The organism is Chitinophaga sp. (assembly GCF_017745275.1).
GTDB lineage: Bacteria > Bacteroidota > Bacteroidia > Chitinophagales > Chitinophagaceae > Chitinophaga.
Genome location: NZ_JAGHZS010000003.1, coordinates 367,767 through 381,852 on the forward strand (window position 1 = coordinate 367,767; position 14,086 = coordinate 381,852).

Here is a 14,086-nt window from a genome sequence, read left to right on the forward strand (position 1 = left end):
TGGATAGGCCGATTTTATCCTCATAGATTTCCTGCGCCGGCTATGTCTTTTACGCCGGTAAATAAAGTTTTCCACACCAGGTGAAAGTAGGACCGCTGGATGTCACGTTGGAAGACCACGGCCGCTGTACGTTCTTTTTCGCCTTCCAACGGGTTGGCGTCTTTGATTATCAGGGTATTAGCCAGGAAGCTGGCCAGGCCCTTGCGTTTAAACTGCTGCTCCCCTTTGTCCTGTTTAAGCACCGCTATTTTCAGGTGCTGGTAACGAAGTTTTACCTGCCCGGTTGCTTTCCGTTCATCTCCCTGAATATGAAACAGCAATTCCTGTATATCGCAGGAGCGGATTTCAATTTTCCCCAATGGCTGGGTCGCCACATTCAGGTCTTTCCCATCCATGTTTTTCAGTGCTCCGGATACAGCAAAGTGCCCGGCATTGTCATTCAACGCAAAATCAAACCTGGCAGTCAGCTTACCACTTTGCATAAAAACGGCGTCAAAGTTGGCCACCATATGCCTGTTCTTGGCCACCAGGCTGTCGATATTGGTAATGTTGCTGAACAGTCCATGTATATGGCTGAAATTAATGCGGCCGGATTGACCGGTAACAGGACTCATTTCCAGGTATTGCAAATTAATGTTGTCGGCCAACAGGGTATCGATACTTACCGGAACGTTCAACTTGTGCAGCAGCTGATTCGGAAATCGCCCTAATTTATTGCCAGGCGGCATTGGCAAGGTACGATCCCGGTATACTTCCACACTACCTCCTTTTATATTGGCCCGCTGTGCCCATATTTGCTGTTCCTGTAATAACAGCCGCGGATTGAGGTTGTGAAGACTGATATCATTTAATACCACCTCAAAGCGGTCCTGTTGCACGCCATTTTTTTGTTGAAAGCGGGCTTTTTCATATCGGGGCTGAATTTCAAACCTGCCAATATGCAGTGTGCGTGACGCCGCATCATAGCGGATCCCACGTACATTTAGCCAGTAAAGGCTATCCCGGGTACGATTCATATAATCTTTCATCCCGATTTCGTAATTATGGGCATATAGAAAGCGGGTGGGATCATCCAGGGCCAGGGAATCTATCAGAAAATCATTTACGCGCACCCGGAGATTGTGAAACTGGTGAATCACCCTGGAGGAGTCTTTCCGCGTAAAAATGTATTTAAAATTGGTACTATCCAGCGTTAGCTTACCGATGAAGATAGATTTCATCTTTGCCGATATATGCTGATAGGCCGTTTTAGGCATGCTGGTGTCTCTGACAGTAGCATTTTGCTCCATAATAATATTGGGGCCAGTCACGGTAAGGGAGGCGGCATTCAACTCTTTCCCGATGAAATAGCGCCACGGTTTGAAGTACTTTAGGGCTAATTTATCCACACTGATGGTATACAGCGCTGAAGGGGCCCGTTGCTGGTTTAATAGCCGTTGGTAAATAATGGTATCGGGTGTCATGACAGCCTTTTCCAATACAAGGCTGCCCGAAAGTACATCCAGGTGCAGGTCCTGGAATTTGATGGTATAAAGGCTATCGGATAAATCGGTAACATAGCCCTGTAGTTCCTGTTTCAACAGCTTGTTCCAATGCTGGTTAAGGTACCAGCCGGTGGCCATCACCAATAAAGTAAGTATACCGAACGTGATCAACACGATCTTTAGGAGTCTGCGTATGTTAAATCCTTTTAGGGCCATATCTGTAAAGCATAAACGAAATTTATACCAATAAGTTCTGCTATGGCGCACTGCGGCCTTTGGCAGGCATGAAATGGTTCAACGGCTTTGTAACTGTATTGTCAAAACGTGTTTGCTTAAAAAATGAATCCCTAAATTTGTGACTTCGATAACAGCACGGCATTAAAAAACAGCTAAAGTGAAAGGAATACAGGAAATATTGTCATTAGCCATTCCGCAGCCAGCGATGAGCGACCAGCTACAACTGGCGGAGCAGGATAGTGTGTTGGTCCCTGATTGCCTGGACTTTACTTTACAGCGTTTTACCTACGATAAACCGTTGCCGGTAGAGGATGTGGCGATGGTGGTGTATCAACCCGCTAAAAGAGGCCAGTCTGCTGCTATCGAACTGCGCTACTGTGTGGCCGGCAGCAAATATTGTAAAAATCCGTCCTGTACGGATCAGCTTTGTGTAGATGGCAATAAGGAGGCCTGTGTAGACCGGGTACCATCTGTGGATGTGATCAGTGTACGTTTCCAGCCAGCTTTTATACAGTCATTACAGAAAGGCACTACTACCTTCTCTCTGTTCGAAAACCAGTCGCAAAAGCCTTTTGTGAAAACCATTCAGCCATGTACAAAATCCAAGTCTGTACTGGAAACCATGGTGCACCACGACTATGAAGGCATTCTGAAAAATATATTCCTGCAAAGCCGGGCCCTGGACCTGTTGTTATACAGTTCCGACCAGTTTATGCAAAATGATACCGATGAACGCTACGGTTGCCGCTTCCTGACTCACCTGGAAGACCGGGAAAAAATAGAAAATGCCCGCAGCATCCTGCTGGAACAGCTGGATTCGCCTATCACCATCCGGGATCTGGCGCGCCGGGTGGCCATGAATGAATGTTACCTGAAAAAAGGCTTTAAGGCCATGTATGGTACTACCATATATGACTATTTCCAGAAGGAAAGAATGGAAAAAGCTAAAGGGTTACTATATGAAAAAGGCATGTCAGTTTCAGAGGTAGCCATGTTGATGGGTTATTCCTGCATTTCTCACTTCTCCACCGCTTTTAAAAAGCACACCGGGTTGAAACCCTGTGAACTGCTGCTGCGTTAATACGCCTCTGTTCGTTTATTTTTTAATGATTTATAGAGAGATAGTATCGGTAAATCCGCTGCTATAAAGACGCTTTGTGTATTTTCCTTTTTCGATCATTTGTTTTCCCGATTTGAAAAGTGGAAGATAAAATATAGGTGTTTCTTTGTAGCACGATAAGCAAATATTCATTTGCACTTCCTATAAGCTTCCTTATCAGATTTGACCATGGGAGAAGCTTGGCTGGCAAAGTAAGTAAAGCCATAAATGTACTTGCATGAAATATCAAACACCATTGAAGTTAAGTGCATTTTGCCAGAAAAGTTTCTACCAGATTTTTATAAAGTCGTTCGCTTTTGCGGACGACTTTTTAGCTTTTAGCAGTTAGCTATCAGCTTTTAGGTGTGATAATGTTTTTTTAAAACTAAAAACGTTGGGGAATACTTTTAAACTGAAAACTAATAGCTGACTGCTAAAAGCTAAAATAAAAAACCCCGCCCAAAAGAGCAGGGTCTGTCCTATTTATCCCTATACCTATGAAATACGTGTTTGTGTTATTCAGTGATGGTACCTGCTTCGTTCAATAACACTGCTTTCTCTGTACCGTTATCCTGAATATTTATTTTGTAGTATGAAGCTACATCTGATCTCTCAATTTTCCAGCCATCTTTTATGGTTGCTGCCGGATATTTTGTTTTCAATGTACCAGACACTGATTCCGGAAGAGTTTGAGCATCATAAGCGCTTCTTGTGGCAATCCATTTGCCATCCGCATCATACTCTGCAATGGTGTTTATATTGTCTTTTTGGAAACTTGCTGTCCAATGTCCTGCACTTGTCTTTGTCCACTTGGCCGCTGTTGTTCCCGCAAAATTCTGATCAAAAGAACTTTTAACTGCTTCAGGTGCCTGCACCGTTTTAGCAACTACTTTTGTTTTTTTAACTGATTTTTTTTGCTGTGCAAAAGTTATGCCGGAAGTGAATAGAACCGCGCAAAAAATTAACGTCAACTTTTTCATATTCGATATGGTTTTTTCCGTTGGGTTAAATTTAACTACTAGGTTTTTCTAATCTTCCTGGCAAATAAGCTAAAACAATGCCAAAAACGTAATTTATATGCTCTTTATTGCAAATTACAAAAAAAACGATAAAAAATATTCAAAAAGGCCTGTTTTTAGTAAACTACCCCCTTTAGGAGCCAGTGTATTTTCTTAACTTTGCACAATTTTAATCAATTATTGTCTAAATAACATCAAAGGACGGGGAATTGTTTTATGTCCAGCAAATATCAGGAATATAGCCAGTTGAATTTACCTCAGATCGAGAAAGATATACTCCAGCACTGGGAGCAGTACCAGACTTTTGAGAAAAGTGTGGAAGTGCGCGAAGGCGCCACTCCGTTTGTGTTTTATGAAGGTCCCCCAAGCGCCAACGGTTTGCCGGGTATCCACCATGTTATTTCACGTACTTTAAAAGACCTCGTTTGTCGTTATAAAACCATGCGTGGTTTCCAGGTAAAACGTAAAGGTGGCTGGGATACCCACGGGTTGCCGGTAGAACTGGGCGTGGAAAAGATGCTGGGAATTACCAAAAAAGATATTGGTACCAAGATCTCTATTGCAGAATATAATGATACCTGCCGTAAAGAAGTACTGAAATATAAAGATAAATGGGATGACCTGACCCGTAAGATGGGCTACTGGGTTGATTTGAAAGATCCCTATATCACCTTTGAGAATAAATATATAGAAACCTTATGGTGGGCGTTGCAAACCCTTTATAAAAAGGGCTTGCTGTATAAAAGTGTGAGCATTCAACCTTATTCTCCTGCTGCAGGTACAGGTTTAAGCTCCGCGGAGTTAAATCAGCCAGGTACGTATAAGAACGTGAAAGACACTACTATAGTGGCCATGTTTAAAGCGTTACCCGCGGATAATTCCCAATTCCTTTTTGATGCGGCAGGTAACAGCGAAGTCTTTTTCCTTGCCTGGACCACTACTCCATGGACTTTACCTTCCAACCTGGGTTTAACGGTTGGTGCTAACATAGAATATGTACTGGTAAGTACTTTCAACCAATACACTCACCTCCCGGTGAATGTGGTAATGGCCAAAGTGTTACTGGGTAAGTATTTCAAACCGGAAGGCGAAAATGCTGACTTTGATGCTTATAAAGAAGGAGACAAGGTAATTCCGTGGAAAGTACTGAGCAGCTTTAAAGGCAGCCAGCTGGAGAATATCCGCTACGAACAACTGTTGCCATTTGCTCAGCCTGAAGAAGGAGATCCTTTCCGCGTTATCCTGGGCGATTTCGTCACTACTGAAGATGGTACCGGTATCGTACACACCGCGCCTGCATTTGGTGCAGACGATAACCGTGTAGGTAAAAAGAATAACATCGGTATTTTAACGCTGGTAGACCGGGAAGGTAAGTTCACAGATAACGTGGGCGAGTTTTCCGGTAGATTCGTGAAGAACTACAAGGACGATCCTGAGTATAAAGATGTGGACGTAGATATCGCGGTGAAACTGAAGAAAGAGAACCGTGCCTTCAAAGTAGAAAAATACGAACACACTTATCCACACTGCTGGCGTACAGATAAACCGGTTTTATATTATCCGCTGGATGCCTGGTTTATTAAGACCACTGCCATGAAAGACAGGATGGTTGAATTAAACAAGACCATTAACTGGAAACCGGCGTTTACCGGAACCGGTCGTTTTGGGAACTGGCTGGAGAACATGGTAGACTGGAACCTGAGCCGCAGCCGGTACTGGGGAACACCTTTGCCCATCTGGCGTACGGAAGATGGCAGTGAAGAAAAATGTATAGGAGGAATTGATGAGCTGAACGCCGAAATCCGGAAGGCCAGTGAAGTGTTAGGAGGAGATGTGAATAAGTCGTATTTACATGAAGGTATCCTTGATCTGCATAAACCTTATGTGGATGAGATCATATTAGTGAGCGACTCAGGAAAGCCAATGCATCGCGAGCCGGATCTGGTGGATGTTTGGTTTGACAGTGGTGCGATGCCTTACGCGCAGTGGCATTATCCGTTTGAGAATAAAGCCTTAATAGAAACAGGAGAATCTTTCCCTGCGGATTTCATTGCAGAAGGAGTAGATCAGACCCGTGGATGGTTCTATACGCTCCATGTGCTGGGTGTAATGCTTTTTGATAAGGTGGCTTATAAAACTGTGGTATCCAATGGTTTAGTATTGGATAGCAATGGTAATAAAATGAGTAAGCGCCTCGGTAACGTGGTGAATCCATTTGAAACTATTGAGCAGTATGGTGCAGATGCCACGCGTTGGTACCTGATCACCAATGCTTCTCCATGGGACAGCCTGAAGTTTGATGTAAAAGGTATTGGTGAAGCGCAACGTAAGTTGTTTGGTACCCTGTACAATACATATAACTTCTTCGCTATGTATTCCAATCTTGATAACTTTACTTTCAAGGAGGCATACATTCCGTTAGAAGAACGTCCGGAGATTGACCGTTGGATCATTTCTGTTTTAAATACCCTGGTGAAAGATGTGACTGCCAGCTTTGATGATTATGAGCCAACCCAGGCGGGAAGAGCTATCGAGCGTTTTGTGGATGAGCAGTTGAGCAACTGGTATGTACGTCTTTGCCGTCGCCGGTTCTGGAAAGGAGAATACGAGCACGATAAAATCAGTGCCTACCAGACTTTATACGAATGTTTGGAAAAAATTACACAATTGATGGCCCCGGTTTCCCCATTTTTCACCGATTGGCTATTTAATAACCTGAACAGTGTAAGTGGACGTAATAAGGCGGCTTCTATCCACCATACTGATTTCCCTGTTGCAGATGAGAAAGCCATTGATGCGGATCTGGAAGAAAGGATGCAGTTAGCACAGGATATTTCATCACTGGTATTATCCTTGCGTAAGAAGGTGAATATCAAGGTTCGTCAGCCATTACAGAAAATTTTGATTCCGATAACCAATGTTAGGATACAGGCGCAAATAGAAAAGGTAGCAGACTTGATAAAAAGTGAGGTGAATGTCAAAGGGATTGATTATCTTACGGAAACGGAAGGTTTTATCAAGAAAAAGATTAAGCCGAACTTCAAGTCGCTGGGTGGTAAAATGGGTGCAAAGATGAAATCTGTAGCTGCTGTTATCGGTGGGTTCACAGAAGCAGATATTGCCACCATAGAACGCGACGGCCATTTTAACCTGGTTGTGGAAGGCGAGCAAGTGCAAATTCAACTCTCTGACGTTGAGATCATTTCCGAAGATATTCCGGGATGGACAGTAGCAAATAAAGGCGCTTTAACGGTAGCGCTCGATATTACTATTACTCCCCAGTTACAGGATGAAGGAAATGCCCGTGAACTGGTAAACCGGATACAGAAAATCCGTAAGGATAGTGACTTTGCTTTAACAGATAGGATCAATGTAACGGTTGAAAGCGTGAATGCGCTCAAATCGGCCATTGTGAACTATAATGACTATATTTGCACGGAAATTTTGGCAGATAGCCTGGAATTAGTGGAGAGATTGCACGATGGTACAGAAATAGAGGTGAATGACCTTAAATTTAATGTATTAGTTAACAAAAAAAGCTAATCCCCCATGGCAACAAAAAAGAAGGTTGCTAGTAAAACGACCCAAAAGGCAGCTCCGGTGAAAAAAACGGCGGCAAAGGCTCCGGCAGCGAAAAAAGCTGCTAAACCTGCTCCCGCAAAAAAAGCCGCGCCAGCGCCTAAGAAAGCCGCTGCGAAAAAGGCAGCCCCTGTAAAGGCGGCTCCTAAAACAGCAGCAAAACCAGCAGCCGGAAAAGCCGTGGTAGCCAAAAGTACCGCTAAAAAAGTCGCCCCGGTGGCGCCTAAAGCAGCTGTAAAAAAGGCTTCTGCCTTACAAAACAGTAAATTAACATCCGTCAAGAGCGTTGCTGTACCTGCAAAATCGACCGTTAAAAAAGAGCCTGCTGTAAAGCAGCAAGTGGTTACGAAAAGTGTTTCCGCTGAAAAAAAGAAACCATTTATTTCTAAGTCAGAAGAAAAAGAACTTAAAACGATGGCAGTAAAGAAAGCAGATACTAAGGTAGAAGTTGCTAAGGAAAAGGAATCCTCAAAAAAGGCAGCCGAAAAGCCAGTTGTTAAGGCTGAGAAATCAGCCAAAGCGGAAAAATCCGAGAAGCCCGAAAAAGCAGAAAAGCCCGAAAAAACGGAAAAAACTGAGAGAAAAGGCGGAAAAGCTACTTTGGTAACTTATCAACCTGAGTTTACCAAGTCGGTACTGGATCAACCAGCTACCCCCGCCGGTCCGGTATACAGATACAGTGATGCTGATCTTCAGGAGTTTAGAGAACTGATCCAAAAAAAGCTGGAATCAGCTAAAAAGGAGCTCATCTACCTGCAAGGCTTAATCACCCGTAAAGATGAAGCTGGTACCGATGATACTGAAAACAAATACATGAGTATGGAAGATGGTAGCGGCTCCCAGGAAAGAGAGCAGCTGAACCAAATGGCCAGCCGTCAGATTCAGTTCATCGATCACCTGGAAAAAGCGATGATGCGCATTGAAAACAAAACCTATGGTATTTGCCGTGTAACCGGTAAACTAATAGACAAAGCGCGTCTTAGAGCTGTTCCTCACGCTACTTTGAGCATCGAAGCCAAACTGGCTAAAAGTAAATAGTCTGATTAAGACCTAAGAAAAAAGGCGCCCCCGCGAATCGCGAGGCGCCTTTTTTAGTTATTTCACTGCAATCCAATCTCAGCAGGCTGCCTCCTTTTGGCTTCGTAGCCGGCGAACTGCCAGGTAAATCAACCCCGCTCCTGCCAGGCCAACTAAACTACCCACACCAATTTTCCGGGCTTGTTTTTTACTGATAGCCGGTAATTTAAATTTCCCGGGCCCCGCCTGTGCAATATCCAGCAATGGCGCCAGGGATAAGCCGCTAATAATCTTATCGGCAACCTTTTCTACAATTTCACCACGGTACTGTGGACAAAACGCAACGCCTATGCCTGCTTCAGTTAACAGATCGCTGTCGTGTTTTCCATCACCCACATAAATGATGTTTTGCCGGTTAATCTGGTATTGCTGCGCAATATGCGGAAACATATGGCTTTTGTTGTATGCTCCTTCTTTCAGAAAATAATCAGCAATCGAAAATTCACCGGTAGCTACGCTGTTAACCAGGTGTAATTTATTCGCGAATACGAAGTCCATTCCCAGCTTATTTTTTATGTGACGTGCTACTGTTCCATAACCTTCAGTAATAAGGCCACAGGCATATCCCCGCTTCTTTAGCTCCTGCACAATTTCACGGATGCCTGGCACCAGTGGAATAGCATCTGCTACCTCCAACATTTCAGCAATATTGCGGCCTTCAAATAAGGTAGCGGTTAATTGCATACGGGTAACATCATCATGCCGGCCAGCTAATATCTGCTGCAGGGCTTCTTCCTGGTCAAATGCAACAGCAGCCCATTGCAGATAGCTCTGCGTAAATACTGCGTGGTCCAGATTAAAGATGACCATTTTTTGTAACTTATCAATAGATTCCAGGATGGAGTATTCCATCTGTTCCCGTATCAGGTTAATATTACCCAGTGTTTCCAGGTTTTCCTGCGGAAAATTTTCTGCTTTGCGAAGAATAGTGCGGGATACCTCCCTCGACATCTTGCTCAGTTGTTCCCAGGTTTGCATCGCATTTTCTACTTTGCCAATATTCGCTTCTGTAATGCGTGCACCTAAGTGATGCATATCTATCAACAGGCCGATGTCTACGCCATAATCATTTTCAAATTGTACACGCGACAGAAATGATTTCCGCGCTGCAATCATACCGCTGAGAGGCTGCTGAAAATGCGACAGCTCAGGATATAAAATACTTAGCAGCGGCTTGGCCACCAATTGGGTGACCCTGCCTGCCTGCCGTTCAAAGTAGGATTTGACGAAGTCAGCTTCATCTTTTTCAATAGGACCGGTTAAGAGGTCTACAATGTTGTCGGGGTATGTAAGGATGTCGCCATCAACGTAAGCGATAATATCATGTTTAGCCGCCATCATTCCTTCGCGCATAGAAATCCCTTTGCCGCGCTGGCTGCTGGTAATCACTCTTACCTGCTCTTTCATGGCTTCTTCTACCGTATTGTCAATAGAATTATCGTCCACTACAATGATCTCAATTTTGCGGGATGTTTTTTTAACGGTTTTAATAACCTGGCGTATGGTAGCACCTTCGTTTAATACAGGAATTACGATAGATATCATAGGAGTTCGCTATGTTAAAAGGTTAAGAAATAGTGCTGCAAAGAGCTGGTATTGGCATGTAAGGGCGCAATAATAACAAAAACCATACCCGATACCGGCGCGTTTGGAAAGATAATAGTTTGGAAATGCCCGCGGAGACTGCCTGAAACGAAGAAGGTCCCGCACTTGTGCGGGACCTTCTTCGTTTACGTATATACGTTAAGGTTAGGATTCCTCTATTTGAATTCCTGCATTTCCACCAGTTTATGATAGATACCCTGTTGTTGCAGTAATTGTTCATGTGTACCACGTTCTTTGATTTCCCCATGATCCATCACAATGATTTCGCTGGCATGTTGTATGGTACTTAAACGGTGCGCAATCACAATAGTGGTACGGTTTTGCATTAATTTATCCAATGCTGCCTGCACCAGTTTTTCTGATTCAGTATCCAGTGCTGAAGTAGCTTCATCCAAGATCAGGATAGGCGGATTTTTGAAGATCGCTCTTGCAATGGTGAGGCGCTGACGTTGACCACCACTGAGTTTCAGCCCGCGATCACCAATAGAAGTATCGTAACCTTGCTCGAGTTGTTCAATAAATTCGTGGGCATTGGCAATTTTAGCAGCGGCTATAATAGCGTTCCTGTCGGCATTTGGCTGGCCAAATGCGATATTATTGATCACCGTATCATTAAACAGGATTGCTTCCTGGGATACTACGCCAATAAGGCTACGGAGATCCTGTATCTTCAGATCACGTACGTCCTTACCATCTATCCGGATAGCACCTTTATTTACATCATAAAAGCGCGGTAAAAGGTCGGCCATTGTGGACTTTCCGGCGCCGCTACGTCCTACCAGTGCAATCATTTGTCCTTTATTAATCCGGAGCTGAATGTCTTTCAGCACATATTGCTGTTCGTATTTAAAGGATACATTGTCGAACTCTACACTGTTGTCAAATTCTTTAATGGGCTGTGCCTGTGGCCTTTCTTCAATATTTATTGGGGCATCCAGTATTTTGAAGATCCGCTCACTGGATACCATACCTCTTTGTATGGTGGTAATAGACGTAGATACGTTTTTGGCGGGTGTCATAATCTGGGAATAGAAAACCAGGTAAGTCATGAAAGTAGCGCCAGTAAGCAATTCGCTGCCGGAAAGCACCAGTGATCCGCCATAGATCACCAGGATGATAATCACCACTACCCCGAGTATTTCGGAGATAGGAGAAGCCAGTTCCCGTTGATTGTACATGGATTTGCTGACTTTTACGAACCGGTTATTTACATCGCCGAATTTATTTTTCATAAATCGTTCTGCCGTGAAAGACTGTACAATCCTTATTCCGCTGAGGGTTTCTTCTGTTACGGAAAGAATTTTTCCCAACAGGTCCTGGCTGAACTTACCTTTTAATTTCAACTTCTTTGAAACATAAGAAATCAGTAAACCCGAAATAGGAAAGAAAACGATGGTAAACAATGTGAGTTTTACAGAGATATAAAATAATGCAGCAAAGTATCCAATGATAATGAATGGATCGCGCAGGAGTGTTTGAATGGCGTTGATCACGCTGTTTTCAATTTCCTGTACATCGTTGGTCATGGAAGATAGCAGGTCTCCTTTTTGTTGTTCGCTGTAAAAGGAAAGAGATTGCTCTGTAAATCTTTCGTATAAGCGCACACGTAGCCGGGAGAGTACCACCATTTTCAGGCGTACCATTATCCGGGCGCTCATATACCGGCCGAAGTTGGCAATGACCACACATACGCCAATCACCGCGCAAACGAAGTACAAAGCACTCAGTTTAGAACCGCTGGCCTTGATAAAGTCGTAGAAATAGTAATAAAACAGGTCTATAAAGTAATTAATGGAAAAGGTGAAGTGCGGCTGTGCTACTACCTTGGGTACTTCGTCTACCTGGTTAAAAATAACCGTTAGCAGTGGAATCAGCATGGCAAAATTGACCATACCGAAGATAATACCGATCAACGTATATATAACATATTCAGGTAAATAATGATGTAATGGGGTGGCAAATTTCAATAATCGCTTGAATGTCTTCATTCTTCTTGCTTTTAAACTGCCTGCAAAAATAGTATAAATACCATATGTCGGGGGCTAATTGCCACGATTCTTTGCAGGAAAAGGTTAATTTCGCATTTGGCAGGCTGCCGGGCAGCCTGTTACGGTTTGGCGCTGTGCAGTAAAAATGTTATTATCGTACATATGCCCCGTTTTACTAACGATTAAAATTGAATGAGATGCAGGAAACTAAAAGGCAGAAGCAAATAGGACAATTAGTGCAACAGGAACTAAGTGGTATTCTTCAGCGGATGGGGTTTAATGTGGTAGAGGGAGGAATGATATCTGTTGCTGCCGTAAAAATGACGCCGGATCTGTTGGAAGCGAAGGTATACCTGAGCATGTTTCAGATAAAAGCGCCTGCGGAGATGCTGGAGCGTATCAAGGAAAGAATGGGCGAAATCAAGAAAGCCCTGGGTATAGGACTGGGCAAGCAATTGCGCAGAATCCCCGAGTTGAGTTTCTTTTTAGACGACACACTGGACTATGTTTTCAAGATGGAGGAGTTGTTTAAAAAGATCAAGGAAGATGATGCAAACATTAAGGATGGCAATAAATAAATTATGCCGGACCCGCGAATTTTTTGATGTTGGCAGTAGTTCCCGGTAGTTTAATATCTCCCGAAAACTATATTCCAACATCAAAAAATCTGAAAATCCGTAATTAAAGAAACATGGTTTGGCAATTTGCTTCCCGTTACTTCCGGGCTAAAAAATCTACCAATGCTATTAATATCATTGCCTGGGTAAGTGTGGTGGCTATTGCGGTTGGGGCAGGTGCCCTGATTGTGATATTAAGTGTATTCAATGGTTTTGAAGACCTGGTAAAATCCCTCTACTCTTCTTTTTATCCTGCTATAAAAATTGCACCGGCCAGTGGGAAAACCATTCTCCTCACTCCAGCCCAGTTAGAACAGATATCAAAAATGCCGGGAGTAGCCCATTTTTCGGAAGTTATAGAAGAAAAAGCGGTGTTGCGCTACGGTGACGAACCTACGATTGCCATATTGAAAGGTGTAGATAATCACTATAACGAAGTAACGGATGTTAAAAGTAACATTGTAAGAGGACGTTTTGATACCGGCGACAGCGTGGCTTACCGGGCAGTACTCGGTTTGGAGCTGGAAGGCGCACTAGGGGTGGATGTTGTACACAGCCTGGCGCCGGTAACAGTATATCTGCCACGTAGAAATGCCAATGCCTTTGTAACACCGGAAGATGCCCTGAATAACGGCGTATTGTATCCGGCAGGTACTTTTGCGATCCAGCAGGAGTTTAACAGCAAGTATGTAATTACCAATATTGAATTCATGCGTAAGCTGCTGGAGCTGGGGGATCATGAAATGTCGGCATTGGAGGTAGGCGCACGGGCAGGCGTAAACGAAAAGCTGCTAAAAGAAAAACTGACACAACTGTTGGGAAAGGATTATAAAGTGCAGACCCGTTATGAGCAGAACCAGTCGTTGTATGCCATTATGCAAACGGAGAAATGGGCGGTATATATTATTCTAAGTTTCATTATGATCATTGCCGCCTTCAATATGATTGGGTCTTTGTATATGTTGGTGATGGAGAAGCAGAAAGACATTACCATTCTCAAAGCCATGGGCGCGCGGCGATCGTTGATCATGCGGATTTTCCTGGCAGAGGGATTAATTATAGCAGGTATTGGTACATTGATCGGATTGGGATTAGGTATTTCTTTTTGCTTATTACAGCAGCATTTTGGAATTATTAAACTGGAAGGAACTTCTTTCCTGGTAGATACTTATCCAGTGAGTATGCATGTGGAAGATTTTTTGCTGGTGTTTATTACGATTATGATTATTGGTGTGGCAGCCAGCTGGTATCCTGCCAGGAGAGCGGCTACAGAAGCAATTACATTGAAGGCCACCTAGGATATTGATATGAGGTGTCAGTCTTTAAAAAAACTTAAAAAGGGAATGCTTAATTATTAAGCATTCCCTTTTTAAGTTTTTTT

9 protein-coding genes are annotated in these 14,086 nt (G+C 43.5%); 5 read left to right on the forward strand and 4 right to left on the reverse strand.

Translation table 11 applies throughout. The features are described 5' to 3' along the window. Positions 1-20 precede the first annotated feature (20 nt). Positions 21-1,658 carry a hypothetical protein gene (locus tag J7623_RS11005; RefSeq protein ID WP_291920139.1) on the reverse strand — a complete coding sequence of 546 codons (1,638 nt, stop codon included), beginning with the start codon at positions 1,656-1,658 and terminating at the stop codon, positions 21-23. A 220-nt stretch (positions 1,659-1,878) separates the two neighbouring features. Here J7623_RS11005 and J7623_RS11010 point away from each other — a divergent pair, with 220 nt between their 5' ends. Beyond that, positions 1,879-2,802: an AraC family transcriptional regulator gene (locus tag J7623_RS11010; protein WP_291920141.1), complete on the forward strand. Its 924-nt coding sequence runs from the start codon at positions 1,879-1,881 to the stop codon at positions 2,800-2,802. A gap of 533 nt (positions 2,803-3,335) precedes the next feature. Here the strand turns inward: J7623_RS11010 and J7623_RS11015 are convergent. Next, positions 3,336-3,800, reverse strand: coding sequence for a PepSY-like domain-containing protein (locus tag J7623_RS11015; RefSeq protein WP_291920143.1), 465 nt, complete (start codon positions 3,798-3,800; stop codon positions 3,336-3,338). 255 nt (positions 3,801-4,055) lie between these two features. Here J7623_RS11015 and ileS point away from each other — a divergent pair, with 255 nt between their 5' ends. Further along, the gene (gene ileS / locus J7623_RS11020) at positions 4,056-7,382 is read left to right on the forward strand and encodes an isoleucine--tRNA ligase (RefSeq protein ID WP_291920144.1); all 3,327 of its coding nucleotides are present in this window, start codon (positions 4,056-4,058) and stop codon (positions 7,380-7,382) included. Positions 7,383-7,388: 6 nt separating this feature from the next. Continuing rightward, positions 7,389-8,456, forward strand: coding sequence for a TraR/DksA C4-type zinc finger protein (locus J7623_RS11025; RefSeq protein WP_291920145.1), 1,068 nt, complete (start codon positions 7,389-7,391; stop codon positions 8,454-8,456). Between the two features lie 78 nt (positions 8,457-8,534). On the opposite strand, the gene J7623_RS11030 is transcribed toward J7623_RS11025, so the two are convergent. Further along, entirely contained in the window at positions 8,535-10,040 is a 1,506-nt protein-coding gene (locus tag J7623_RS11030; protein ID WP_291920148.1) for a glycosyltransferase, read from the reverse strand. A 215-nt stretch (positions 10,041-10,255) separates the two neighbouring features. Beyond that, positions 10,256-12,088 (reverse strand): ABC transporter ATP-binding protein, encoded by a 1,833-nt coding sequence (locus tag J7623_RS11035; protein WP_291920149.1) that lies wholly within the window; start codon positions 12,086-12,088, stop codon positions 10,256-10,258. Between the two features lie 197 nt (positions 12,089-12,285). On the opposite strand from J7623_RS11035, the gene rbfA reads away from it, so the two are divergent. Together rbfA and J7623_RS11045 are read left to right on the forward strand one after the other, a co-directional pair. Further along, the gene (rbfA, locus tag J7623_RS11040) at positions 12,286-12,666 is read left to right on the forward strand and encodes a 30S ribosome-binding factor RbfA (RefSeq protein ID WP_291920151.1); all 381 of its coding nucleotides are present in this window, start codon (positions 12,286-12,288) and stop codon (positions 12,664-12,666) included. A 113-nt stretch (positions 12,667-12,779) separates the two neighbouring features. Next, positions 12,780-14,003 (forward strand): FtsX-like permease family protein, encoded by a 1,224-nt coding sequence (locus J7623_RS11045; RefSeq protein ID WP_291920153.1) that lies wholly within the window; start codon positions 12,780-12,782, stop codon positions 14,001-14,003. Positions 14,004-14,086 lie beyond the last annotated feature (83 nt).

Coding starts and splice junctions, on each gene's coding strand:
- J7623_RS11015 (WP_291920143.1), bottom strand. CDS start 3,800: ATGAAAAAGTTGACGTTAATTTTTTGCGCGGTTCTATTCACTTCCGGC.
- ileS (WP_291920144.1), top strand. CDS start 4,056: ATGTCCAGCAAATATCAGGAATATAGCCAGTTGAATTTACCTCAGATC.
- J7623_RS11025 (WP_291920145.1), top strand. CDS start 7,389: ATGGCAACAAAAAAGAAGGTTGCTAGTAAAACGACCCAAAAGGCAGCT.
- J7623_RS11030 (WP_291920148.1), bottom strand. CDS start 10,040: ATGATATCTATCGTAATTCCTGTATTAAACGAAGGTGCTACCATACGC.
- J7623_RS11035 (WP_291920149.1), bottom strand. CDS start 12,088: ATGAAGACATTCAAGCGATTATTGAAATTTGCCACCCCATTACATCAT.
- rbfA (WP_291920151.1), top strand. CDS start 12,286: ATGCAGGAAACTAAAAGGCAGAAGCAAATAGGACAATTAGTGCAACAG.
- J7623_RS11045 (WP_291920153.1), top strand. CDS start 12,780: ATGGTTTGGCAATTTGCTTCCCGTTACTTCCGGGCTAAAAAATCTACC.